This window comes from Pseudomonas sp. xss_2, assembly GCF_043104195.1.
Taxonomy (GTDB): Bacteria; Pseudomonadota; Gammaproteobacteria; order Pseudomonadales; family Pseudomonadaceae; genus Aquipseudomonas; species Aquipseudomonas urmiensis.
In genome coordinates this window covers 14,720-39,541 of the sequence record NZ_JBICKL010000016.1, presented here as the reverse complement: position 1 = coordinate 39,541, position 24,822 = coordinate 14,720, and the positions used below count along the sequence as shown (strand labels likewise).

Sequence of the window (24,822 nt, the reverse complement as noted above, 5' to 3'; positions counted from 1 at the left end):
CTGGGTTGGCGTTATCTGTCGATAGTGGCAGATGTGGTGGATATACCGGCCTCTTCGCGGGCAAGCCCGCTCCCACAGGGTTCGTGGGGTTTGCAGTATCTGCGTGGTGTCAGTGCTGGCTCAACGCTGAACTGAAGATCTGCGCGGTACCTGTGGGAGCGGGCTTGCCCGCGAAGAGGCCAGAACAAACAACACAAAACAGAAAATCAAATTTTGGCTTTGGCTTTGGCTTTGGCTTTGGCTTTGGCTTTGGCTTTGGCTTTGGCTTTGGCTTCTGCGAGAGCGCAGCGATTCGCTGCTCTTGATCTTCGTGCACGCAATTCCAGGCGACGCAGATTCGCGACTTCAGGAGGCTGAGCAGAGGTGCCTGGAGGGCCAGGTGCGCAGCACCCTTCGGCGTAGCCGAAGGCGCGAGATGTAGATTTGCGCAGCAAATCGTAGGCCGCGCGGGCCCGGAAGGCGCCGGCGCGAAGGGACCCCGGAGCGCAGCGTAGGGGCCGTATGCAGGAGCGAGCGGCTTTGCCTACTTTGGCCAAGACCAAAGTAGGCCGCCGTAAGGGCGGAAGGGGCCAGTAGCGCCGCTACATCAAACGGATAAGCTCAACTCTCTAAAAGCCCAAGCCCAAGCCCCCTCACATATCGTCAAAATACCGCTCATGCCAATCCACCAAAGGCTGCGGAGAATTCAGCTTTTGCCCATAAATAACCGAATAAGACAGCACGTTCTGCACATATTGGCGCGTCTCATCGAATGGAATCGACTCAACCCAAACATCGAAACTCAAATGCTTGGCCCCCTTGAGCCACTGCCGCACCCGCCCAGGCCCAGCGTTGTAGGCCGCCGAGGCCAACACCCGGTTGCCATTGAACTGCCCATGCACCTGGCTCAAATAAGCCGCACCCAGCTGAATGTTCTTGTCCGGATTAAGCACCTGCGAGGGTGAGGCCAGTGGAATACTGAACTTGCGCGCAGTTTCCTTGGCCGTGGCCGGCATCAACTGCATCAGGCCGCTGGCACCCACCGGAGATCGAGCATCTTCCATGAAGGCACTTTCCTGCCGGGTAATGGCAAACACCCAGCTGGAGTGCAGGCCACGGACCTTGGCCTCACGCACCAGGGTATCGCGGTGTGCCATCGGGAAGCGTATGTCCAGGTCGTCCCAGTACTGCGCCTGGCTAATGGTGCGAATGGCCGGGAAGTACCAGCGCAAGTCGTACGCCAGGCGCGCCTGGGCGACCATCTCGTCACGGTTGAAGTGCCGACTGACGTGGTACCACTCACGGCGCCCCTCAACGATCTGGCCGCGCGCATGGAATTCCAGCGCGCGACGGATACCCGGGGTATTACGCACCTTGTTGACCAGCTGCGGGCTCAGCACCAGCGGCCTGTTGTTCAGCTGATAAGGCGTCTGCGCCCGATCGGCCGCAAGGAAGCCATAGAAGTCGCGCTCACGAGCCACGGTCTTGTACAGCAGCGGGATCTGCGGGTTGTTCGGCTGGGCGAGCTCCAGGCTACGGGCCTGCCAGTAGCGCCAGCGGCTGCTGCTGGCCAGGTCTTGGGGCAGGCGTTTGGTCAGTTCGTAAGCTTCTTCCCAACGACCCAGACGCAGCAGTAGGCGCAGGCGCCATTCGCTGACGGTGTTATCGCGCAGCTCAGGATCGTAGCGGGTCATCAAGTCCAGTGCGCGTGGGTCGTAGCGGCGCGCCAGGGTCAAGCCGATTTCGCGAGCGATGGCGACCTTTTCGTCGCGCGAGAAGTGCATGCGCTGGGCGTAGTCATCGAGCAGGGCCATGGCCCGCTCAGGGTCTTGGCGGGCGAGCCGGCGCAAGCCCAGGCTGACCACGTCGGACATCGCTTCATTGACCGGGGTAAAGCGCGAAGGCTGGTTGAGCAGCTCGGGCTTTTGCGCCACATCGATCAGCAGTTTGCCTTGCGGGGCGAGGGTGGTCAGGGTCTTTACCAGGCTGTTGGCCAGGGCGTAGTTACGCGCTTGGGCAGCAAGCTTGGCGCGTTCCCAGCGCTTGGCCTCGGTCAGTTGGCCTTCGGCTGCCCACATCGCGAACAGGGTGTCGCAGGCCGCCGGTTGCGACTTGCCGACGTTCCACAATTTTTCGGCGCTGGCAAAGCCTTCGGCGCGTTTGCCATGGCTGAGCTGATACTGGCCATTGATGCAGTCCAGTTCGGTGAAGTTGAGCTTGGGGTCGTAATACTTGGCGAACGTGTTCCATTCGCCGCGCTCGGACAGCCAGCGCAGCCAACGTAACTTCATCCAGTTGGCTTGAGGCAAGTCGCCGTGCTTGGCGAGGAAGCCTTCGATTTCTTCGTTGCTGGCGTTTTTCAGGCGGGCGGTCAGCTCGTCATAGGCCAGGTAGGGCGTCAGTGGATAGTCACGCAAGGCCTGCGAGTAACGCAGGTAGGGGCCTTTGTCACCTTTGGCCAGGGCGCGTTTGGCTTCGTCGTAGTACTGACGTTGCTGGGTAAGGTCGGCGGCCTGCGCCGCACTGGCAGTGGCGGCGGTGATCAGCAGGCAAGAAGCAATCTGTAACAGGCGGCTGCGCATGATACGTCCGGGCAGTTGAACCATGGGAAAGTGACGGCGAGGCCAGCACTGTTGTATTGCGTAAGCTTAGCCGTTTGCGCGCTGGCGGTGAAAGCACTGCGCTTGTATCCAACTGTTAAGTTCGACCAGATGTCGCAAAGCGTTTCCACTGGCGTTGACTTGATGCCGGCAAGGGTCAAGTCAGGTAGAATGCGCGCCCAGTTTTTGGAGATGATCATGACCCTACTCAAATTAAGCGATGTGTCCCTTGCGTTCGGCGCCATGCCGCTGCTGGACAAGGTTTCCTGGCAGATCGCCCGTGGTGAGAGGGTGTGCATCATCGGTCGCAACGGCACGGGCAAGTCGAGCATGCTGCGCCTGGTCAAGGGCGAGCAGAAGCCCGACGATGGTGCTATCTGGCGCGCCCCGGCGCTGAAGATCGGCGAACTGCCGCAGGAGCTGCCGGTAGCCGACGAACGTACCGTGTTCGACGTGGTCGCTGCCGGCCTGGATGGCGTGGGTGAGTTGCTCGCGCAGTACCATCACCTGAGCCAGAACATCCACAACGACGAAGACCTGGACAAGCTCATGCATGTCCAGCACGAGCTCGAAGCGCGTGACGGCTGGCGCCTGCAGCAAGTGGTCGACAGTACCCTGAGCCGTCTGCAGCTGCCGGCCGACAAGACCCTGGCCGAGCTTTCCGGTGGCTGGCGTCGCCGGGTACTGCTGGCCCAGGCGCTGGTGTCCGAGCCGGACCTGCTGCTGCTCGACGAGCCAACCAACCACCTGGACATTGGTGCCATCGCCTGGCTTGAAGAAGCCCTGAGCGGTTTCAACGGCGCTGTGTTGTTCATCACCCACGACCGTTCCTTCCTGCAGAACCTGGCTACACGCATCCTGGAATTGGACCGTGGTGGGCTGATCGACTGGAACGGCGACTACGCCAGCTTCCTGGTGCACAAGGAAGCCGCACTGGCCGCTGAAGAAACCGCCAACGCGCTGTTCGACAAGCGCCTGGCCCAGGAAGAGGTATGGATCCGCCAGGGCATCAAGGCCCGGCGGACCCGTAACGAAGGTCGCGTGCGCGCCCTCAAGGCCTTGCGTGTCGAGCGTGGTGAGCGCCGCGAGCGCCAGGGCAAAGCCAATATCCAGATCGAGTCGGCGGAAAAATCCGGCAAGCAGGTGATGGTCCTGGAAAACGTCAGCTTCGCTCACCCGCAAGGGCCGATGCTGGTCAAGGACTTCTCCATGGTGCTGCAGCGCGAGGACCGTATCGGCCTGCTGGGCGCCAACGGTACCGGCAAGACCACCCTGCTCAAGCTGATGCTCGGCGATTTGCAGCCCACCGGCGGCAAGGTCGAGAGCGGCACCAAGCTGGAAGTGGCTTACTTCGACCAGATGCGTCACCAGCTCGACCTGGAAAAAACCGTTATCGAAAACTTGGCAGAAGGCCGCGATTTCATCGAGATCGATGGCCAGAACCGCCATGTCCTGAGCTACCTGGGCGACTTCCTGTTCAGCCCGCAGCGTGCTCGTACGCCGGTCAAGGCGCTGTCGGGTGGTGAGCGTGCGCGTTTACTGCTGGCCAAGCTGTTCAGCAAGCCGGCCAACCTGCTGGTGCTGGACGAACCGACCAACGACCTGGACGTGGAAACCCTCGAGCTGCTCGAGGAGGTGCTGTGCAACTACAAGGGCACGGTACTGATGGTCAGCCACGACCGGGCCTTCCTCGACAACGTGGTCACCAGCACCCTGGTGTTCGAAGGCGAGGGCAAGGTGCGTGAGTATGTCGGCGGCTATGAAGACTGGATCCGCCAGGGCGGCTCGCCGAAGCTGCTGGGCGTGACCGAGAGCAAGGGCGGCAAGTCCGAGCTCAACAGCGCTGTGGTGGAGAAATCGGTTGAAGCGCCGGCGCCGGTTAGCGCAGCACCGGCGGCAGATGCCAGCAAGAAGAAGCTCAGCTACAAGCTTCAGCGTGAGCTGGAAGCCTTGCCGGGGCAGATTGATGTGATCGAGCAGGCCATGGCCAAGCTGCAGGAAGAAGTCGGTTCGCCGAGCTTCTACCAGCGGCCGATCAGGGAGACCTCGGCGGTGCTGGCCAAGCTTGAGAAGCTGCAGGCTGAGCTGGACGTGCTGGTTGAGCGCTGGGCTGAGCTGGAGGGCTGAGGTTCGGCGCTTGCGCTGATTGGGCGGCCCTCATCGCGGGGCAAGCCCGCTCCCACGCCAGCGCTTTCAGTGCCGGGGGCGTGGGAGCGGGCTTGCCCAGCGATGAGGCCGGTCAGAACCCCGCAGCCCTTAGCTTTCCTTCTTCAGCAGACGCACCGCCAGCACATCGCACGGCGCACCATGCAGCACGTCATTGGCAGTGGAGCCCAGCAGCAGCGCCAGGCCATGACGACCATGGCTGCCGACCACGATCAGGTCGCACTGTTGATCCTTGGCCAGCTGATGAATCTCTTGGCGCGGCTGGCCGTAGACCAGGTGCGAATCACCGCGGTTGATATCGGGGTACTTGTTGTACAAGCGCTCCATGCGCTCCTTGGCCTGGTCGAACTGCTGTTGTTGCAGCTGCGACAGGTCCATCGGCACGTCACCGCCAAAGGCCATGGCCATCGGCTCGACGATGTGTACCAGCGATACCTTCGCGCCGTTAGCCAGAGCGATCGCCTTGGCGCGCTTGATCACCGGGTCGCATTCTTCGGTCAGGTCGACGGCGACCAGAATATGTTGGTATTCCATGGGTGGTACTCCTGACAATCGCGATAGTAGAAGTATGGTCGCTTTCGCGCCGATTAACGTGAAACCTGGCTAACCAGCTCATTTGCAACGCTTTATGGGATCTACAGATATGACGGTATGGCTGGTGGTGTCAATCCTTGCGCTGATTCTCAGCCCTCTGGCGTGGTTGCGCCCCTCACGCAAACAGAGTGAGCAGATGAACCTGCGCCTGGAGGGTCGGCGTATGGGCTTGGCCATGCAATTGGCGCCGCAGCAGTGGCCGCACTGGCTACAAGACCAGCCGCCAAGCCCTTGTCCGCAGTATCACCGGGCGCGGCGCAAAGGGCGCGACGATTGCTGGGCCTACTGGCAGGTGAGTCCCGGGGTATGGTGGAACACGTGGCGTGAGCCTTGTACCGATCCACGCCTGACCGAGCAATTTTCCCGCCTGCCAGGCAATGTCTATTTGGTCGAAGCCAATACCCAGATGATCGCTCTTTACTGGGGAGAGCGCGGTGATAGCTCTGTGTTGCAGAATATTGCCCAGACCTTGGAAACCCTCGCTTAAACCATCAAAACGACATCGCGGGGCAAACCCGCTCCCGCGTTAGCGTGGAGTGGGCTTGCCCCGCGATGCGTTCTGCAGCCGCAGAAAGGCCAGGCAGGCCGGGAAACATTCGACTCGCCCCTCACTATAGCTAGCCACAGCGAATTTGCGATCGGCCAAACGCATTTTCCTCCCCGCCTCTTTGTTTATCGCTGCGATGAATGTCTGGGGATCACTGTCATGAGGGTTTGCACCCGAGCGTTGCAAAATGACCGGAAAGTCGCGTTTTCACACTGCTTGCGAGCATTTGACAACGTCGATCATTTCGGAGAATGTGTGCATACCCAAATCAAACGGGCGTATGAATTGAGCGTTTGTATGTCAGACCGCTCGTACGAATCCCGACTATCGCGCTGACGGGTGTGCCTGGTAAGACCGCTGAATAGACAGCGTTTCAGCCAGCGTTCGGCGTGTACAGTTCAGCTTCCATATCGTGGAGATCAGTTGATGATTTACGAAGGTAAAGCCATCACGGTTAAGGCTCTTGAAAGCGGCATCGTCGAACTCAAATTCGACCTCAAGGGTGAGTCCGTCAACAAGTTCAACCGCCTGACCCTGGACGAACTGCGCCAGGCCGTAGCTGCCATCAAGGGCGACGCTTCGGTCAAGGGCGTTATCGTCAGCAGTGGCAAGGACGTGTTCATCGTCGGCGCCGACATCACCGAATTCGTCGACAACTTCAAGCTGCCCGAGGCCGAACTGGTCGCTGGTAACCTGGAAGCCAATCGCATCTTCAATGACTTTGAAGACCTCGGCGTGCCTACTGTCGCTGCCATCAACGGCATCGCTTTGGGCGGTGGCCTGGAAATGTGCCTGGCCGCCGACTACCGGGTCATGTCCAGCAGCGCCAAGATTGGCCTGCCGGAAGTCAAGCTGGGCATCTACCCAGGCTTTGGCGGCACCGTGCGCCTGCCGCGCCTGATCGGTTCGGACAACGCCATCGAGTGGATTGCCGCCGGTAAGGAAAACCGTGCCGAAGACGCCCTGAAAGTCGGCGCAGTCGACGCTGTAGTCGCACCTGAGCTGCTGCAGGCCGCCGCCCTGGACCTGATCAAGCGCGCCATCAGTGGTGAGCTGGATTACCAGGCCAAGCGCCAGCCCAAGCTTGAGAAACTCAAGCTCAATGCCATCGAGCAGATGATGGCGTTCGAAACCGCCAAAGGCTTCGTTGCCGGCCAAGCGGGCCCGAACTACCCGGCGCCGGTCGAAGCGATCAAGTCGATCCAGAAAGCGGCCAACTTCGGCCGTGACAAGGCGCTGGAAGTCGAAGCCGCAGGTTTTGCCAAACTGGCCAAGACCGACGTCGCCGCCAGCCTGATTGGCTTGTTCCTCAACGATCAGGAGCTCAAGCGCAAGGCCAAGGCACATGACCAGATCGCCCGGGACGTGAAACAGGCCGCCGTGCTCGGCGCCGGTATCATGGGTGGCGGTATCGCCTACCAGTCGGCGGTCAAGGGTACGCCTATCCTGATGAAGGATATTCGTGAAGACGCCATTCAGTTGGGCTTGAACGAAGCCTCCAAGCTGCTCGGCAACCGCGTCGAGAAGGGCCGTCTGACCCCGGCGAAGATGGCCGAGGCGCTCAATGCCATTCGCCCGACCCTGTCCTATGGCGATTTTGCCAATGTCGACATCGTCGTCGAGGCGGTGGTCGAGAACCCCAAGGTCAAGCAAGCCGTGCTGGCTGAAGTGGAAGGCCAGGTCAAGGAAGATGCGATCCTCGCTTCCAACACCTCGACCATCTCCATCAACCTGCTGGCCAAAGCCCTCAAGCGCCCAGAAAACTTCGTCGGCATGCACTTCTTCAACCCGGTGCACATGATGCCGCTGGTGGAAGTGATCCGTGGCGAGAAGTCCAGCGAAGTGGCCGTGGCCACCACCGTTGCCTATGCCAAGAAAATGGGCAAGAACCCGATCGTGGTCAACGACTGCCCGGGCTTTTTGGTCAACCGCGTGCTGTTCCCGTACTTCGGCGGCTTCGCCAAGCTGGTCAGCGCTGGCGTCGACTTCGTGCGCATCGACAAGGTCATGGAAAAGTTCGGCTGGCCGATGGGCCCGGCCTACCTGATGGACGTGGTCGGTATCGACACCGGCCACCACGGCCGCGACGTGATGGCCGAAGGCTTCCCGGACCGCATGAAGGACGATCGCCGCTCTGCCGTCGACGCCCTCTACGAGGCCAATCGCCTCGGCCAGAAGAACGGCAAGGGCTTCTATGCCTATGAGACCGACAAGCGCGGCAAGCCGAAGAAAGTCGCCGATGCCAGCGTGCTGGATGTGCTCAAGCCGATCGTCTTCGAACAACGTGAAGTCAGCGACCAGGACATCATCAACTGGATGATGATCCCGCTGTGCCTGGAAACCGTCCGTTGCCTGGAAGATGGCATTGTCGAAACCGCCGCCGAGGCCGATATGGGCCTGGTGTACGGCATCGGCTTCCCTCCCTTCCGTGGGGGCGCGCTGCGCTACATCGACTCGATCGGGGTCGCTGAGTTCGTCGCCCTGGCCGACCAGTACGCCGATCTGGGGCCGCTGTACCACCCCACCGCGAAGCTGCGAGAAATGGCCAAGACTGGCCAGCGCTTCTTCAACTGAGCGCCCAAACGAGTTAGAGCGAGAGTATTGATATGAGCCTGAATCCAAGAGACGTGGTGATTGTCGACTTCGGTCGGACCCCGATGGGCCGTTCCAAGGGTGGCATGCACCGCAACACCCGTGCCGAAGACATGTCCGCGCACCTGATCAGCAAACTGCTGGAGCGTAACGACAAGGTCGATCCAAAAGAAGTCGAGGACGTGATCTGGGGCTGCGTCAACCAGACCCTGGAGCAGGGCTGGAACATCGCCCGCATGGCCTCCTTGATGACCCAGATCCCGCACACCTCGGCTGCGCAAACCGTCAGCCGCCTGTGTGGCTCGTCGATGAGCGCGCTGCACACCGCCGCCCAGGCGATCATGACTGGCAATGGTGACGTGTTCGTCATCGGTGGCGTCGAGCACATGGGCCACGTCAGCATGATGCATGGCGTCGACCCTAACCCGCATATGTCGCTGCATGCGGCAAAAGCCTCGGGTATGATGGGCCTGACTGCCGAAATGCTTGGCAAGATGCATGGCATCAGCCGTGAACAGCAAGATGCCTTTGGCTTGCGCTCGCACCAGCTCGCTCACAAGGCGACCCTGGAAGGCAAGTTCAAGGACGAGATCATCCCGATGCAGGGTTATGACGAAAACGGCTTCCTCAAGGTCTTTGACTTCGACGAAACCATTCGCCCTGACACCACCCTGGAAAGCCTGGCCGCCCTCAAGCCTGCCTTCAATCCAAAAGGTGGTACGGTCACTGCCGGTACTTCATCGCAGATCACTGACGGTGCTTCGTGCATGATCGTCATGTCTGGCCAGCGCGCCATGGACCTCGGCATCCAGCCGCTGGCGGTGATTCGCTCCATGGCAGTAGCCGGCGTCGACCCGGCAATCATGGGTTACGGCCCGGTGCCATCGACCCAGAAAGCCCTCAAGCGCGCCGGCCTGACCATGGCCGATATCGACTTCATCGAGCTCAACGAAGCCTTCGCCGCACAGGCCCTGCCAGTGCTGAAAGATTTGAAAGTGCTCGACAAGATGAATGAGAAGGTTAACCTGCACGGCGGCGCCATTGCTCTGGGCCACCCGTTCGGTTGCTCCGGTGCACGTATTTCGGGCACCCTGCTCAACGTCATGAAGCAAAATGGCGGTACCCTGGGCGTCGCCACCATGTGTGTCGGCCTGGGCCAAGGCATCACCACTGTCTTCGAACGCGTCTGATCGCGATCGCTAGGCAGCAACCGGGGCCATGTGCCCCGGTTTTTGTTTTTTACAGAATTTGTTCAAGAGGGTCAGCGAGATGCACATACAGCCAGGCGTATACCGCCACTACAAGGGCCCTGAGTATCGTGTATTCGGCGCTGCGCGGCATTCCGAAAGCGAAGAGTGGGTAGTCTTCTACCAATGCCTGTATGGTGATTACGGGCTTTGGGTGCGACCCCTTTCGATGTTCCTGGAGTCAGTCGAGGTTGACGGCGAGCAGGTGCCACGCTTTGCTTTGGTCACGGTCGAAGAAGGGCGGTTCGAGCATCCCGGTGCAGACCAGGCTTAGTCGACTGCGCTTGACCTCACCCTGTTGCCACTATATATAGCGGTGCCGCGTGCGGCACCTGACGCGTTTTTCATTTTCAGATTCAGGAATACTCCGATCCATGGGCAAATCGCTGGTCATTGTGGAATCCCCGGCCAAGGCCAAGACCATCAACAAGTACCTGGGCAGCCAGTACGTGGTGAAGTCGAGTATCGGCCACATCCGTGACCTCCCCACCAGCGGTTCGGCCAGCACCAGTAAGGAGCCGGCGGCCAAGCGTGGCAAGGCTGCAGCGGGTGAGGCGCCGGCCTTGTCGCCGAAAGAGAAGGCTCGGCGCCAGCTGGTCGCGCGTATGGGCGTCGATCCGGATGCGGGCTGGAAGGCCAAGTACGAGATCCTGCCGGGCAAGGAAAAGGTCATCGACGAGTTGCGTCGTTTGGCCAAAGATGCCGACACCATCTATCTCGCGACCGACTTGGACCGCGAAGGGGAGGCGATTGCCTGGCACCTGCGTGAGGCCATCGGCGGTGACGACACTCGCTACAAACGCGTGGTGTTCAACGAAATCACCAAGAAAGCCATCCAGGAGGCGTTCTCGCAGCCGGGTGAGCTGGATATCGACCGGGTCAACGCCCAGCAGGCACGGCGCTTCCTCGATCGCGTCGTGGGCTATATGGTCTCGCCGCTGCTGTGGTCGAAGATCGCCCGCGGCCTGTCGGCAGGTCGCGTGCAGTCGGTAGCGGTCAAGCTGGTGGTCGAGCGTGAGCGCGAGATTCGTGCCTTCAACCCTGAAGAGTACTGGGAAGTGCACGCCGACCTTGGCACCGCCAAGGATGCCAAGGTGCGTTTCGAAGTGGCGCGCGAGAAGGGTGAAGCCTTCAAGCCGCTCAACGAAGCCCAGGCCATGGCTGCCCTGGACAAGCTCAAGGCCTCCAGCTACAGCGTGGCCAAGCGCGAAGACCGGCCAACCAGCAGCAAGCCTTCGGCGCCGTTCATTACCTCGACCCTGCAGCAGGCCGCGAGCAATCGCCTGGGGTACGGCGTGAAGAAGACCATGATGATGGCGCAGCGCTTGTACGAAGCCGGCTACATCACCTACATGCGTACCGACTCGACCAACCTGTCGGCTGACGCTGTGGACATGGCTCGCAGCTACATCGAGAAAGAATTCGGCAAGCAGTACCTGCCTGAAGCGCCGATCGTGTACGGCAGCAAGGCAGGCGCCCAGGAGGCGCACGAGGCGATTCGTCCTTCCGATGTCAACACCCATCCCACCAAGCTCAGTGGCATGGAGCGTGACGCCGAGCGTCTGTACGAGTTGATCTGGCGCCAATTCCTGGCCTGCCAGATGCCGCCTGCGCAGTACCTGTCCACCAGCGTCACAGTCAACGCCGGTGACTTCGAGCTGCGTGCCAAGGGCCGTATCCTCAAGTTCGACGGTTACACCCGGGTGCTGCCGCAACAGAGCAAGCCAGGCGAAGACGATGTGCTGCCGGACATGGCCCAGGGCGAGGCGCTCAAGCTGATCAAGCTCGACCCAAGCCAGCACTTCACCAAGCCGCCGGCGCGCTTTACCGAAGCCAGCCTGGTCAAGGAAATGGAAAAGCGTGGCATTGGCCGTCCATCGACCTATGCGGCGATCATTTCCACCATCCAGGACCGTGGCTATGTGACCCTGCATAACCGCCGCTTCTACTCCGAGAAGATGGGCGACATCGTCACCGAGCGTCTGTCGGAGAGCTTCTCCAACCTGATGGACTACGGCTTCACCGCCGACATGGAAGAAAACCTCGACGACGTCGCCCAGGGCGAGCGCGATTGGAAGAACGTTCTCGACGAGTTCTATGGCGACTTCAGCAAGAAGCTGCAGACTGCCGAGTCGTCGGAAAACGGCATGCGCGCCAACCAGCCGACCATGACCAACATTCCGTGCAAGGAATGCGGCCGGCCGATGATGATTCGTACCGCCTCCACCGGCGTGTTCCTGGGCTGCTCAGGCTACAGCCTGCCGCCTAAAGAGCGCTGCAAGGCTACCGTCAACCTGGTGCCAGGCGACGAAATTGCCGCCGACGACGAAGGTGAGTCGGAGTCGCGGGTGCTGTTGGGCAAGCATCGCTGCCCGATCTGCGCCACGGCGATGGATGCTTACCTGCTCGATGAGAAGCACAAGCTGCACATCTGCGGTAACAACCCAGATTGCGTCGGCTACGAGATCGAGCAAGGCAGCTACCGCATCAAGGGCTACGAAGGGCCGAGCCTGGAGTGCGACAAGTGTGGCAGCGAGATGCAGCTCAAGACTGGCCGTTTCGGCAAGTTCTTCGGTTGCACCAATCCTGCGTGCAAGAACACCCGCAAGCTGCTCAAGAGCGGCGAAGCGGCGCCACCGAAGATGGATAAGGTGGACATGCCGGAGCTTAAGTGCGAGAAGGTCAACGACACCTACGTGTTGCGTGACGGCGCTTCGGGACTGTTCCTGGCTGCCAGCCAGTTCCCGAAAAACCGCGAGACGCGTGCACCGCTGGTAATGGAAATCATCCCGCACAAGCACGAGATCGATCCGAAGTATCACTTCCTCTGCGAAGCGCCGCAGAAAGACCCGGAAGGTCGCCCGGCGGTGATCCGCTACAGCCGTAAGACCAAGGAGCAGTACGTGCAGTCCGAGGTCGATGGCAAGCCGACGGGTTGGAAGGCGTTCTACGATGGCAGCGCGTGGAAGGTAGAAGACAAGCGCTGATCGATCCTGGCTGAACATTCGCGGGGCAAGCAAGCTGCCACCCTAGGGCTCGAGTTTGAGTCCAGGGCGTGGGAGCGGGCTTGCCCCGCGATGTTTTTGGGCTTGCGATAGGGCAGGGCGATGGCTGAAACTGAGCTATCGCCTTGCAGCCTTTGGGAGGGCATTTGAAATGGCCCAGGAACTCTACACCCGCACCAACCAGAAACTGTTCTTTGCCGGTCTTGCACTGGAATCCATGGCCAAGGCTGAGCAAAGCCGGGCGATGAACGCCCAGGGGTTGATCCAGGCTGAGCGCGAATCGGCGCTGTTTCACCTGTATGGCGCGCTGCTGGGGTTGTGCCACGAAATCGGTGGTTTCTATCGTCTGCCCCAGGCTAACGCCTCGCGTGCTGAGTTGTTGCTCAACGATGAAGTCCTGCAAAGCGTGGCGATTCCGGAAATGGCCGAGATGCTCGAACTGGCGCGCCAACCGGAAACCTGGCTGGCGCAATTGCTAGCAGCTTATGCCGATTTGTTCCGACCACCTGTCGCCAAGAAAGTCGCCAAAACCGACGTTACCCAGCCGCTGATTCAAGCCATAAATCTCGACGAAGCTGAGCAGCCCGCGCTATCTCGGGAAGAACTGGAAAGCTGGCGGAAAAATCTGAAAGATCTGGTGCGACGTTTTCGTGACGCGTTGAGTGAGTGCTGATAGGCCACTTGGCTGGTACAATGCCCGCCTTTCGTGGAGAACAGCCCTTTATGTCAACGTCCTTTCTTGAAATTGTAGAGTTGCCTGATGGCCGGATCGAGCTGCGTCGCGCCGAAGATGAAGGCTCTCTGGTAACCCTGGATTTCTCCGAGGACGCCAAGGCATTCCTACAGGGGCAGCACGTTGAAGTGGCCAAGGCCATGCTCAGTGTTGGTGTGCAGATGGCAGGCAAGCTGGTCGAAGGTGACTTCGAACGCGAAGAAGGCCCGCGCGTTCTGCACTGAGTTTCAGCTACACGATAGCGATCAATACAGGCAAAGCCTGAACATCAGCCGAGGCGGATGTTCAGGCTTTGTGCATTTCCGCTGTTTGCAGCGCGGGTCAGCTGCTGACGGGTGTTGGCGTTGAGGTTGCCCAGCCAGCTGACTACGGTGTGGCTGTGGCCAAGGCGCAGGGCTTCACAGGCCAGCTGCAGGGCGCTCTGGTTGCCGCCCGGTTGCAGCAGCAGGATGCGTTCGCGGTTAAGGCCTGCATCGCGCAGCCAGGCCTGGGTTAGGCTGGAGGGTGGGGCGATCAGGGTTAGCCAGCGTGCATCTTGCTCTTCGCTCAGGTCGCGTAGCACAGGCGCCAACAGGCTTTGGCAGTGACCCGGCGCACCGCGCAGGGCCAGTTCGCTGAACCGCTCGGGCTGGCTGCTCTTGCGCGCGTGTGCGCTAGCCTTCAGGCCCGGCAGTACCGGTTCGGCCAGAAAGGCTTCGAACAGCGGTAGCTGGGCGGACTGGGGTGCGTGGATGAACTGCTGCATGGCGCCTCCTGGATCAGCGGCGTATGACGCCGACACTCAAGCCCTCGATAACCAGCTCCTGTTGTTTCAGGTCGACTTCGATGGGGGCGAATTCGGGGTTCTCGGCGATCAGCCAGACCTTGCTGCCTTCGCGCTTGAAGCGCTTGACGGTCACTTCATCACCGATACGGGCGACGACGATCTGGCCATTGCGGGCCTCGCGGCAGGTGTGTACCGCCAGCAGGTCGCCGTCGAAGATACCGACGTCCTTCATGCTCATGCCGTGGACACGCAACAGGTAGTCGGCAGGCGGGTGGAAGAAGGTCGGGTTGATGTTGCAGGATTGCTCGATGTGCTGCTCGGCGAGAATCGGCGCACCGGCCGCGACCCGGCCAATGATCGGCAAGCCGCTTTCTTCAGCCTTGGCTTCGTGGCCAGGGATGCGGATGCCGCGGGATGCGCCTGGGGTCATCTCGATTGCACCCTTGCGGGCCAGGGCCTTGAGATGCTCCTCGGCAGCGTTGGGCGACTTGAAGCCCAGTTCCTGGGCAATCTCGGCCCGCGTTGGCGGGAAGCCGTTGTCGTCGAGGCAGCGTTTGATGAAAGCCAGGATCTCGGCTTGGCGGGGCGTCAGTTTCAGCATGGCGAGCGCTCTGTCTTTTTATACAGTGACTGGGATTATATACAGTAGATGGCCCGCTGCAAGCAGTTAACTGAAGAAGATGCGTGAGGGGGCGTATTGCGGGGGCTGCAGCTTGATGCGCAGCGCTGTGTTTTAATGGCGACCCATGGGTCACCGAGCCTTGACAGATGATGGCCTGAAACGTATGTTTCAAACAACTGTTTGTCAGGCCCCGTCCCGGAGTAGTGAGTAGTCATGGCCCAATCGGAAACCGTTGAACGCATTCTCGATGCTGCCGAGCAGCTATTCGCGGAAAGGGGGTTCGCGGAAACCTCGTTGCGGCTTATCACCAGCAAGGCCGGGGTCAACCTGGCGGCGGTTAACTATCACTTCGGCTCCAAGAAGGCCCTGATCCAGGCAGTCTTCTCGCGCTTCCTCGGCCCCTTCTGTGCCAGCTTGGAGCGTGAGCTGGAGCGTCGCCAGGCGCGTCCGGAGAGCAAGCCCAGCCTTGAAGAACTGCTCGAGATGCTGGTCGAGCAGGCGCTGGTAGTGCAGCCGCGCAGCAACAATGACCTGTCGATCTTCATGCGTTTGCTGGGCCTTGCGTTCAGTCAGAGCCAGGGCCACCTGCGGCGCTACCTGGAAGACATGTACGGCAAGGTATTCCGTCGTTACATGTTGTTGGTCAATGAAGCAGCCCCGCGTATTCCGCCGCTCGAATTGTTCTGGCGGGTGCACTTCATGCTCGGCGCCGCGGCGTTCAGCATGTCGGGTATCAAGGCCCTGCGGGCGATTGCCGAGACCGATTTCGGTATCAATACCTCGATCGAGCAGGTCATGCGCCTGATGGTGCCGTTCCTGGCGGCCGGTATGCGCGCCGACAGCGGTGTCACCGATGAGGCCATGGCCGCAGCGCAACTGCGCCCGCGGGCCAAGTCCAGCGCCTCCAGCGCCCCCGCCAAGGCCTGAGCGCCGAGGCTGGGCGAGCAAGGGCAGTTGGGCTAAGCTAGCGCCCATGCCCGACCTCGATTTCCTGCACATTTCCCTCGCCGACCAGCACCTCTACGGTTTTGCCCATGGGCAGTTGCGTCTGCGCCTGGCGGTTTCCACCGCGCGCAACGGTGCCGGTGAGCTCAATGGTTCGGGTTGCACCCCACGCGGCCTGCATCAGGTGCGGGCCAAGATCGGTGCCGGCTTGCCCCTAGGCGCTGTGTTGAGCAGTCGCCGCTGGACGGGTGAGGTGTGGTCGCCGGCGCTGCACGCAGCATTTCCCGGGCGCGACTGGATCCTCAGTCGCATCTTCTGGCTCAGTGGCTGCGAACCCGGGGTCAATCGTCTGGGTCGGCGCGACACGTTTCGCCGCTATATCTATCTGCACGGCACGCCGGATACGCAACCGCTGGGTATACCCCTGTCCCATGGCTGCGTACGCCTGCGCAATGTCGATTTACTGGACCTGTTCGATCGCGTACCCGCCCACTGCCCGGTGCGGATCGACGAGGCCGCATGCCCGCAATGGCTTTCCCTGAATATCGAATGAAGGACTTTCCATGACTGCCAGCCTGCAAGGCTCCCTGATGGTCGACATCGCCGGTCACTGGCTGACCGCCGAGGACCGGCATCTGCTGCGCCAGCCCGAAGTGGCCGGCCTGATCATCTTTGCGCGTAACATCGACAGTCCGCGCCAGGTGCGTGAGCTGTGCGCTTCGATTCGCGCCATTCGCCCTGACCTGATTCTTGCCGTCGATCAGGAGGGTGGCCGGGTCCAGCGCTTGCGCCAAGGCTTTGTGCGCCTGCCAGCGATGCGCGCAATCGCCGATAACGACAACGCCGAGTACCTGGCCGAGCAGTGCGGGTGGCTGATGGCCACCGAGGTGTTGGCGGTAGGCCTGGACTTGAGCTTCGCGCCGGTGCTGGATCTTGATCATCAGCGCAGCGCAGTGGTGGGTAGTCGTGCGTTCGAGGGCAATCCTGAGCGTGCCACGCAGCTGGCCGGTGCATTTATCCGCGGCATGAATGCTGCGGGTATGGCCGCTTGCGGCAAGCACTTCCCGGGGCACGGTTGGGCCGAGGCCGATTCGCATGTGGCGATTCCCACTGACGAGCGCAGCCTTGAGCAACTGCGCCAGGCCGACCTGGTGCCCTTCACCCGTCTTAGCGGCCAATTGGCGGCGGTAATGCCGGCGCATGTCATTTACCCGCAAATCGACACTCAGCCTGCTGGTTTTTCCCGACGCTGGTTGCAGGACATCCTGCGCGGCGAGTTGGGCTTCGACGGGGTGATCTTCAGTGATGACTTGTCGATGGCTGGGGCGCATGTGGTGGGCGATGCTGCCAATCGGATCGAGGCGGCGTTGACTGCTGGTTGCGATATGGGCCTGGTATGCAACGACCGGGCAGCGGCGGAGCTCGCCCTGAGTGCGGCGCAGCGCTTGAAGGTCAAGCCGTCGCCGCGGATTGCCGGGATGCGCGGGCGTGGTTTTGCACGCACTGATTATCGGCAGCAGCCGCGTTGGCTGGAGGCGTTGGGGGCCTTGAGGGAGGCGCAGCTGGTCGATTGACAGCTTGGCCCTCATCGCAGGGCAAGCCCGCTCCCACAGCCCCACGATGAGGCTGTGGCGATGGCTATTTGCCGCGCTTGCCTGGCAACGGCGCAAACAGCGCTTCAATCTCCTCATCTCCAAGCCGCCACTGACCCGCCTGGCCGCCATCGAGCAGCCCGGCTGCCAGCGCCGCTTTTTCCTGCTGGAGCAGCTGGATCTTTTCTTCGACTGTCCCCCGGGTAATCAGCTTGAACACGAACACCGGTTTGTCCTGGCCGATGCGGTAGGCGCGGTCGGTAGCCTGGTTCTCGCTGGCGGGGTTCCACCAGGGGTCGTAGTGAATCACGGTATCAGCCGCAGTCAGGTTCAAGCCGGTGCCGCCGGCCTTGAGGCTGATCAGGAACACCTCGCTATCGCCCTTCTGGAACTGCTGCACCGGCGCGCGGCGGTCACGGGTATCGCCGGTCAGCAGGCTGTAGCGGATCTCGCGCTTCTCAAGCTCCTGCTCGATCAGCGCCAGCATCGAGGTGAACTGCGAAAACAGCAGTACCCGGCGGCCTTCGCTGAGCAGCTCTTCGAGCATCTGCATCAGGCTGCCTAGCTTGCCTTTGTCGGCCTGGTTGCCTTTGCTCTCCACGCTCTTGACCAAACGCAGGTCGCAGCACACCTGGCGCAGCTTGAGCAGGGCGTCGAGGATGACGATCTGGCTGCGCGCTGCGCCATTGCGCGCCAGTTCGTCGCGGACCTTCTTGTCCATCGCCACCCGCACCGCTTCATAGGTATCGCGTTGGGCGTCGCTGAGCTCGACCCAGTGGACCATCTCGGTCTTGGCGGGTAGATCCTGCGCCACTTGCTCTTTGGTGCGTCGCAGCAGGAACGGGCGGATGCGACTGGCCAGGTGGGCCATGCGTTCGTGGTCGCCGTGGCGCTCGATCGGGGTGCGGTAGTCGTGGTTGAAGCGTTTGAGATCGCCCAGCCAGCCGGGCATCAGGAAGTGGAACAGCGACCATAGCTCGCCCAGGTTGTTTTCCATCGGCGTGCCCGTCAGGCATAGGCGCTGAGTGGCTTGTAGCTCGCAAACGGCCAGGGCGGCCTTGCTGGTGCTGCTCTTGATGTTCTGCGCTTCGTCGAGCACCAGCGTATGCCAAGGTTGCGCGCGCAGATGTTCAAGGTCGCGAGGGACCAGGGCGTAGGTGGTCAGAATCAGGTCGTACTCACTCAGCGTGGCAAAATGCTTGCTGCGGCCTGGGCCGTGCAGGGCGAGTACGCGCAAGTCGGGGGCGAAGCGCTGGGCCTCGTCCAGCCAGTTGGGTACCAGGCTGGTGGGCATGACCGCCAGGGCTGGCTGCTGCAGGCGTCCGTGCTGCTTTTCCAGCAGCAGGTGGGCGAGGGTTTGCAGGGTCTTGCCCAGGCCCATGTCATCGCCAAGGATGCCGCCGGTGCCCATCTCACGCAGCGCCTGTAGCCAGTTCAGGCCCTGTTGCTGGTAAGGGCGCAAGGTGGCCTTGAGCTGTTTGGGCGGCTCGACCTCAAGCTCGCGGGCGTCACGCAGGCGCCGACCGAGGCCGCGTACGTGCTCGCCGCCTTCCCAGTGCAGCGGCAGGTGCTCGATATCGTTCAGGCGGGCGGCGTCGGCTCGGTCCAGGCGCAAGGCGGGGCCTGCGGCGTCCTCGTGCAGATAGAGCTCGCCCAGGGTGCCCATCACCGCCTTGATGCGGCCGTAGGGCAGGGCTACCCGCAGGGCCGGGCTCTCTGGTCGGCTCCGGTTGAGGTCGATCAGCAGGTGTTCATCGTCATTGCGCCGGGCCAGCTCGCTGGGGCGCAATAGCTCGGGGTTGCTGCGCAGCAGCTGCAGGACGATCGGCAGCAGGCTGTGGCGTTCCCCATCGACGACAATGCCCAGCTCCAGATCGAACCATTCATGGCCAGGGGCTTCCTCGACCGTGGCGTACCAGTCGTCCACCTCGTGCAGGTTGAAGGCGAAGTCGCGGTGTACTTCGACCTCCCAGCCGGCCTCGCGCAGGCGCGGCAGGCCTTCGCGGGCGAACTGCAGCCAGGCTTCATCGTCGGGCAGTTGGTGCATGTCGCCAGCGCTGTCGGGCAGGGCCTTGCTCTGTCGGGTGGCCGGCTTGAAGCCGAACTCACGCAGGGTTTTGCGAATGGCCTGCTCGGCCTGGGGTTGGCGTTGGATGCGCTGGCTGGTCTCGCCGACCAGGCGGGTCAGCGGTTTGTCATCAGTGCCGGTGGCGCGCAGGCCGTCGTAGTCGAAGGCGAGGGCGGCGCGGTGTTGCATCTGGCGCTGCATGCGTCCGGTCTTGGGCATGTAGGCGCTGAATTCGAGGCTACCCAGGGTCAGCCGCGGCGTGGGGGTGAGGCTATCAATGGTTTCACTGCGCACTGGCGTTGGCGTTGGCACGTGACGGTTCAGGGCGTTCAGGCGATGGCTCAAGGGGATGACCAGGTGTTCGGGTACGTTGGGTGCGCGTGCTAGTTGGCTGGCGATGAAGGGGTCCAGGTCGTGGCTGAGTTTACCCACCAGGTGATGTTCGGTATCGATGTAATACAGCGGGTCGAGCGGCAGGGCGAGCAGGGGCATGTGTTCATCGTCATACCAGGCGCCGCGATAACTGCCGTTGTTCAGACGCACCCAACGAAACGCGGCATGCCGTACCGGCCCGGCGGCGAGGGTTGCCTGGGGCTCGGCGAGCAGCACTCGCCCGGTTGCCAAGGCGTACTCCAACAGCTCTGCACCCTTCTTGCCTTCCAGGCAAAGCATGGGCAGTGCCGCGCCTCTGCTCTGGGTATCGATCAGGCGTAGCACGCGTGCGTCTTCGTCGGTGACGTAGCGCGGGGTGTAGTAGATCATCTCCGGCATCGAGGTGATGCGGCTCAGCTTCAGGTGGCCGTCGGCTTGCAGGGTGCCCTTCCTCGCTGTCAGCAGCCAGCGCTGTTGGTCAAGGCTGATCTGGTAATAGATGGCCGGTCCTTTGCGCGAGGCTTCGCGGGCTTTGGCGGCTGTGGTTGGCGCTTCCAGGCCCTCCACCCATTTGCTCAGCTCGTGCGGCAAGGCAAGGGTGTGGTCGTTCAGCGCTGGCCGATCACCCTGCAGATGAAAAAGGGCGGCGGCGCAGTGCTTGCAGTTGATCCCGACCGGGCAGGAGCAGCGTGCCAGGACCCGCAGCCTGCCAGCATTCATCACCAGGTTGATCTTCTGGCTGTAGAGATGCCGAGCAGAGCCGGTGCAGGTCGACTCGATGGTGTTGTCATGGATCGAGTGAAGGGTCACGCGGTCCTGTGCGGCATAGTCGCGACCACGCCCAAGTGCGCCGGGATCGAAATCTGCGGTCCAGCTTTCGTGGTCCCTGAGCAGTTGCTGCGTCTCGCTCTCGCTCTCGCTCACTTCACTGCTCCATCATCTCCGGATCCATCACCGGCAGCTTGCGCGCACCGACCGGCGCGACTTTCAGCAGCAGGGCCAGATGCCCGCCATCGAGGAAGGTCAGCTGGCCGCTCTTCATGTTGCTGTTGATTTGCTTGAACTGCTCGCTGCGCAGCACGCTGCCATTGCCGTCGAGTTGGTTGACCCAGAAGTTCGCCTCAACGGCGATGAAGCGGCCTTCGGTGAGGCTCAGGTTGCCTTCGATGGGGAAATGGCCGAATTGCTCTTCACCGGCGCCGACGGCAATCCGGCTTGGCTCGCTGCCAAGCTGTTGTTGCCAGGCCTTGTGCAGCAGCACGGTGTAGCTGGGCGTCGCTTCCAGGCGAGTGGCCTCATCGCCCAGCACGGGCGGACGTTCAGCGTCCTTGGCCAGGCGTGGGGCGCCGGCGCTCCAGTCTTCCGGGGCGAACTGGCTGGTCACTGCCGGCACATCGTTCTGGCGCACCAGAATCATTTCTACCTGATACAGGCCTTCGGCGAAGGCGGCCGGCGCAAACAGCGTCAGCAGCAAGGTCAGGCAACGGATGGCACGCATGGATCTTCCTTCAGGCAGTCTGTGGGGTCAGGCGCTCGAAGAGCGCCTCCAGGGTATTGAAGCGTTCGTCGGGGCGTTCCATCGGCACCAGGAAGCGGAACTGGGTTGCGCCTTCGAACTTGTAGCGTTTGGGCTGGCCCTGGATCAGTTTGATCAGGGTCAGCGGGTCGACCGGCGTCTGGGCCTCGAACTCGATCTTGCCGCCATTGGGGCCGCCATCGACTTTCTTGATGCCGAGCTTTTCCGCCTGCAGCTTGAGCTGGGTCAGGCGGATCAGGTTCTTGGTCGGCTCTGGCAGCAGGCCGAAGCGATCGATCATTTCCACTTGCAGGTCCTTGAGGCCTTCTTCGTCGGCCGCCGAGGCGATGCGCTTGTACAGGATCAAGCGGGCGTGCACGTCGGGCAGGTAGTCCTCGGGGATCAGTGCCGGCAGGCGCAGGTTGATCTCCGGGCCGCCGCCCAGAGGTTGCTCAAGGTTTGGCTGGGTGCCCTTGCGAATGGCCTTGACCGCGCGCTCGAGCATTTCCATGTAGAGGGTAAAGCCCACTGCCTGGATCTGCCCGCTCTGGCCTTCGCCGAGCAGCTCACCGGCACCACGGATTTCCAGGTCGTTGGTGGCCAGCACGAAGCCTGCGCCCAGGTCCTGGGTATTGGCGATGGCCTCCAGGCGTTTCTCGGCGTCGCTGCTGATTTTCTGCCGGGCAGGCGTGAGCAGATAGGCGTAGGCCTGGTGGTGGCTACGACCGACCCGACCGCGCAGCTGGTGCAGCTGGGCCAGGCCGAACTTGTCGGCACGCTCGATCACGATGGTGTTGGCGCTGGGCACGTCGATGCCGGTCTCGATGATGGTCGAGGCGATCAGCACATTGAAGCGCTTGTGATAGAAGTCGCTCATCACCTGTTCCAGCTCACGCTCACGCATCTGCCCGTGGCCGATGCCGATACGTGCTTCGGGAACCAGCTCGGCGAGGTCGGCGGCACATTTTTCGATGGTTTTCACATCGTTGTGCAGGTAGTACACCTGGCCGCCCCGCAGCAGCTCACGCAGCAGTGCTTCTTTGACCGTGCTGTTGTTCTGCTCCATGACGAAGGTGCGCACCGACAGCCGGCGCGCCGGCGGGGTGGCGATGATCGACAGATCGCGCATGCCGGCCACGGCCATGTTCAGGGTGCGCGGAATAGGCGTGGCGGTCAGGGTGAGGATATCCACTTCGCTGCGCAGGGCCTTGAGCTGTTCTTTCTGACGCACGCCAAAGCGGTGTTCTTCGTCGATCACCACCAGGCCGAGGTCTTTGAAGCGCACATCGTCCTGCAGCAGCTTGTGGGTGCCGATGAGGATGTCGATCTTGCCTTCGGCGAGGTCTGCAGCGGCGCTGGCGATATCCTTGGCCGACTTGAAGCGGCTCATCACCTCGACCGTCACCGGCCAATCGGCGAAGCGGTCACGGAAGCTGTTGTAGTGCTGCTGGGCGAGCAGGGTGGTGGGCACCAGCACGGCCACCTGGCGACCGCTGTGCACGGCGATGAAAGCGGCGCGCATGGCCACTTCGGTCTTGCCAAAGCCGACGTCGCCGCAGACCAGGCGGTCCATCGGCTTGCCGGCGAGCATGTCGGCGCGCACCGCTTCGATGGCGTTCTGCTGGTCGGGGGTTTCCTCGAACGGGAAGCCGGCGCTGAAGGTGGCGTAGTCGGCGGCAGGGTCGGCGAAGGCATAGCCTTTGCGCGCGGCGCGGCGGGCATAGATGTCGAGCAGCTCGGCGGCCACGTCACGCACTTGCTCGGCAGCTTTGCGCTTGGCCTTCTGCCAGGTTTCCGAGCCCAGGCGGTGCAACGGCGCCAGGGCGTCATCGCTGCCGGTGTAGCGGGCGATCAGGTGCAGGTTGGCCACTGGCACATACAGCTTGGCGTTCTCGGCGTATTCGAGGGTCAGGAACTCGGCGGCCTGGCCGTCGATTTCCAGCGTCGCCAGGCCCAGGTAGCGGCCTACGCCATGGTCGATGTGCACCACCGGGGCGCCTTCGCGCAGCTCGGTAAGGTTCTTGATCACCGCATCGTTGGCAGCTTCGCCGCGTTTTTCGCGGCGGCGGCGCTGCATCACCCGTTGGCCGAACAGCGGGCTTTCGGCGATCAGGGCGATGGCCGGGTCATCCAGCAGCAGGCCGTCGTCGAGTGGGGCGATGGTGATTGCCAGGCGCTCTTTGCCGGTGACGAAATCGGTCCAGCCTTCGACTGTCTGGGGCCGTAGTTTGAGGCGTTCGAGCAGCTCCAGCAGCACCTCGCGGCGGCCTGCCGATTCAGCAGTGAACAGCACCCGCCCAGGGAACTGGTCGAGGAAGTTCGCCAGCGCCGCCAAAGGCTGGTTGGCCTTGGCTTCGATGGCCAGGTTGGGCAGGGCGCGCCCGGGGAAGCGTTCGCGGCCGGCGCCGGGCTCGACGTCGTCACTGCTGACCACCACGCGTGGCCACTGTTTGAGCTGGGCGAAGCAGTCCTCGACCGGCAGGAACAACTCTGCTGGCGGCAGCAGCGGGCGGGTCAGGTCGCCGCGGCGATCCTCATAGCGCCCACGCACATCATTCCAGAAGTGCTCCGCCGCCTGTTCGACGCCCGGCAGCGAAAACACCTGGGTGTCGGCCGGCAGGTAGTCGAACAGGGTCGAGGTTTCCTCGAAGAACAGCGGCAGGTAATACTCGATGCCGGCCGGAATGATCCCGCTGGCCAAGTCCTGGAAGATCGCGCTGCGGCGGAAATCGACATCGAAGCGTTCGCGAAAGCGCGCCTTGAAGCGGGTCACTTCCTCTTTCTGCATCGGGAATTCGCGCGCCGGCAGCAGGCGCACCGAGTCGACCTTGTCGATCGAGCGCTGGGTTTCTGGGTCGAACGTGCGCAGGGTCTCGATTTCGTCGTCGAACAGGTCGATCCGGTAGGGCAGCTTGCTGCCCATCGGGTAGAGATCGATCAGTGCCCCGCGCACGGCGAACTCGCCATGTTCGTAGACGGTGTCGACGCAGCGATAGCCGCTGGCCTCCAGGCGGGTGCGCATCTGTTCGACGTCAATCGTCTGGCCAACGTCCAGCACCAGGCTGCTGCCGAGCAGGAACCGCGTCGGCGCCAGGCGGTGCAGGGCAGTGGTGATCGGCACGACCAGAATGCCGTGATCCAGCTCTGGCAGCCGATACAGGCTGGCAATGCGCTGGGAGATGATGTCCTGGTGCGGCGAGAACAGATCGTACGGCAGGGTTTCCCAGTCGGGGAACGGCAGCACCGGCAGGTCCGGGGCGAAGAAGCGCAGCTCCTGCTCCAGACGATCGGCCGCCTGGCTGTCGGCGGTCAGCAACAGGGTGAACCGGCGGGCGCCGCTGGCGGCCTCGGCGATGGCCAGGCTGAGGGCGGCACCGGGCAGGTTGCCCCAGGTTTGTTTGCCGGCTGTGGCCGACATTTGCGGTAGGCGCAGAACTGACACGGGAGATTGCACTCCAAGCGTTGCGGCAAAGAGGTC

The 24,822-nt window shown here is 62.1% G+C and carries 19 protein-coding genes and 1 pseudogene; 12 read left to right on the top strand and 8 right to left on the bottom strand.

Annotated features, from left to right (window positions below):
- A pseudogene (locus tag ACF8K2_RS02695) lies at positions 1-305 on the top strand (hypothetical protein); the annotation flags it as partial.
- A 327-nt stretch (positions 306-632) separates the two neighbouring features.
- On the opposite strand, the gene ACF8K2_RS02690 reads toward ACF8K2_RS02695, so the two are convergent.
- Both ACF8K2_RS02690 and ACF8K2_RS02685 read right to left on the bottom strand, forming a co-directional pair.
- Complete coding sequence (locus ACF8K2_RS02690) at positions 633-2,561, bottom strand: transglycosylase SLT domain-containing protein (RefSeq protein ID WP_392463355.1); 1,929 nt, start codon at positions 2,559-2,561, stop codon at positions 633-635.
- A complete protein-coding gene (locus ACF8K2_RS02685; protein ID WP_186556324.1) occupies positions 2,522-2,779 on the bottom strand; it encodes a hypothetical protein in 258 nt (85 codons plus the stop codon). The genes ACF8K2_RS02690 and ACF8K2_RS02685 overlap by 40 nt, the downstream gene beginning before the upstream one ends.
- Here ACF8K2_RS02685 and ACF8K2_RS02680 point away from each other — a divergent pair.
- Positions 2,778-4,706 carry an ATP-binding cassette domain-containing protein gene (locus tag ACF8K2_RS02680; RefSeq protein ID WP_392463353.1) on the top strand — a complete coding sequence of 643 codons (1,929 nt, stop codon included), beginning with the start codon at positions 2,778-2,780 and terminating at the stop codon, positions 4,704-4,706. The genes ACF8K2_RS02685 and ACF8K2_RS02680 overlap by 2 nt on opposite strands.
- A 129-nt stretch (positions 4,707-4,835) precedes the next feature.
- Here ACF8K2_RS02680 and ACF8K2_RS02675 read toward each other — a convergent pair whose 3' ends face one another.
- The gene (locus tag ACF8K2_RS02675; RefSeq protein ID WP_264235424.1) at positions 4,836-5,279 is read right to left on the bottom strand and encodes a universal stress protein; all 444 of its coding nucleotides are present in this window, start codon (positions 5,277-5,279) and stop codon (positions 4,836-4,838) included.
- 109 nt (positions 5,280-5,388) lie between these two features.
- On the opposite strand from ACF8K2_RS02675, the gene ACF8K2_RS02670 reads away from it, so the two are divergent.
- From ACF8K2_RS02670 to ACF8K2_RS02640, 7 genes are all read left to right on the top strand, one after another.
- Positions 5,389-5,826, top strand: a complete 438-nt coding sequence (locus ACF8K2_RS02670) for a hypothetical protein (RefSeq protein WP_392463350.1) — start codon at positions 5,389-5,391, stop codon at positions 5,824-5,826.
- Between the two features lie 486 nt (positions 5,827-6,312).
- Positions 6,313-8,460 (top strand): fatty acid oxidation complex subunit alpha FadB, encoded by a 2,148-nt coding sequence (gene fadB / locus ACF8K2_RS02665; RefSeq protein WP_392463348.1) that lies wholly within the window; start codon positions 6,313-6,315, stop codon positions 8,458-8,460.
- A 32-nt stretch (positions 8,461-8,492) separates the two neighbouring features.
- A complete protein-coding gene (gene fadA, locus ACF8K2_RS02660) occupies positions 8,493-9,668 on the top strand; it encodes an acetyl-CoA C-acyltransferase FadA (RefSeq protein WP_186556329.1) in 1,176 nt (391 codons plus the stop codon).
- A gap of 79 nt (positions 9,669-9,747) precedes the next feature.
- On the top strand, positions 9,748-9,999 hold the full coding sequence (locus ACF8K2_RS02655; RefSeq protein WP_392463346.1) for a DUF1653 domain-containing protein: 252 nt from the start codon (positions 9,748-9,750) through the stop codon (positions 9,997-9,999).
- Between the two features lie 100 nt (positions 10,000-10,099).
- On the top strand, positions 10,100-12,712 hold the full coding sequence (gene topA / locus ACF8K2_RS02650) for a type I DNA topoisomerase (RefSeq protein WP_392463345.1): 2,613 nt from the start codon (positions 10,100-10,102) through the stop codon (positions 12,710-12,712).
- A gap of 169 nt (positions 12,713-12,881) precedes the next feature.
- Positions 12,882-13,403, top strand: a complete 522-nt coding sequence (locus ACF8K2_RS02645) for a DUF6586 family protein (RefSeq protein ID WP_392463344.1) — start codon at positions 12,882-12,884, stop codon at positions 13,401-13,403.
- 50 nt (positions 13,404-13,453) lie between these two features.
- Positions 13,454-13,687 (top strand): hypothetical protein, encoded by a 234-nt coding sequence (locus ACF8K2_RS02640; protein ID WP_138220148.1) that lies wholly within the window; start codon positions 13,454-13,456, stop codon positions 13,685-13,687.
- Between the two features lie 44 nt (positions 13,688-13,731).
- On the opposite strand, the gene sulA is transcribed toward ACF8K2_RS02640, so the two are convergent.
- Entirely contained in the window at positions 13,732-14,208 is a 477-nt protein-coding gene (gene sulA, locus ACF8K2_RS02635) for an SOS-induced cell division inhibitor SulA (RefSeq protein ID WP_186556333.1), read from the bottom strand.
- A 13-nt stretch (positions 14,209-14,221) separates the two neighbouring features.
- Positions 14,222-14,830, bottom strand: coding sequence for a transcriptional repressor LexA (gene lexA, locus ACF8K2_RS02630; RefSeq protein WP_264235430.1), 609 nt, complete (start codon positions 14,828-14,830; stop codon positions 14,222-14,224).
- 234 nt (positions 14,831-15,064) lie between these two features.
- Between lexA and ACF8K2_RS02625 the strand changes: the two genes are divergently transcribed.
- From ACF8K2_RS02625 to nagZ, 3 genes are read left to right on the top strand one after another with little or no spacing between them, the layout of a single operon-like run.
- Complete coding sequence (locus ACF8K2_RS02625) at positions 15,065-15,778, top strand: TetR/AcrR family transcriptional regulator (protein ID WP_392463343.1); 714 nt, start codon at positions 15,065-15,067, stop codon at positions 15,776-15,778.
- 46 nt (positions 15,779-15,824) lie between these two features.
- Complete coding sequence (locus ACF8K2_RS02620) at positions 15,825-16,349, top strand: L,D-transpeptidase (RefSeq protein WP_392463342.1); 525 nt, start codon at positions 15,825-15,827, stop codon at positions 16,347-16,349.
- Between the two features lie 22 nt (positions 16,350-16,371).
- Complete coding sequence (gene nagZ, locus ACF8K2_RS02615) at positions 16,372-17,370, top strand: beta-N-acetylhexosaminidase (protein ID WP_392463357.1); 999 nt, start codon at positions 16,372-16,374, stop codon at positions 17,368-17,370.
- 64 nt (positions 17,371-17,434) lie between these two features.
- Here the strand turns inward: nagZ and ACF8K2_RS02610 are convergent, their stop codons facing one another.
- From ACF8K2_RS02610 to mfd, 3 genes are read right to left on the bottom strand one after another with little or no spacing between them, the layout of a single operon-like run.
- On the bottom strand, positions 17,435-20,752 hold the full coding sequence (locus ACF8K2_RS02610; protein WP_392463341.1) for an SNF2-related protein: 3,318 nt from the start codon (positions 20,750-20,752) through the stop codon (positions 17,435-17,437).
- A 1-nt stretch (position 20,753) separates the two neighbouring features.
- On the bottom strand, positions 20,754-21,326 hold the full coding sequence (locus ACF8K2_RS02605) for a peptidoglycan binding protein CsiV (RefSeq protein ID WP_186556338.1): 573 nt from the start codon (positions 21,324-21,326) through the stop codon (positions 20,754-20,756).
- Between the two features lie 10 nt (positions 21,327-21,336).
- Positions 21,337-24,786, bottom strand: a complete 3,450-nt coding sequence (gene mfd / locus ACF8K2_RS02600; RefSeq protein WP_392463340.1) for a transcription-repair coupling factor — start codon at positions 24,784-24,786, stop codon at positions 21,337-21,339.
- Positions 24,787-24,822: the final 36 nt, after the last annotated feature.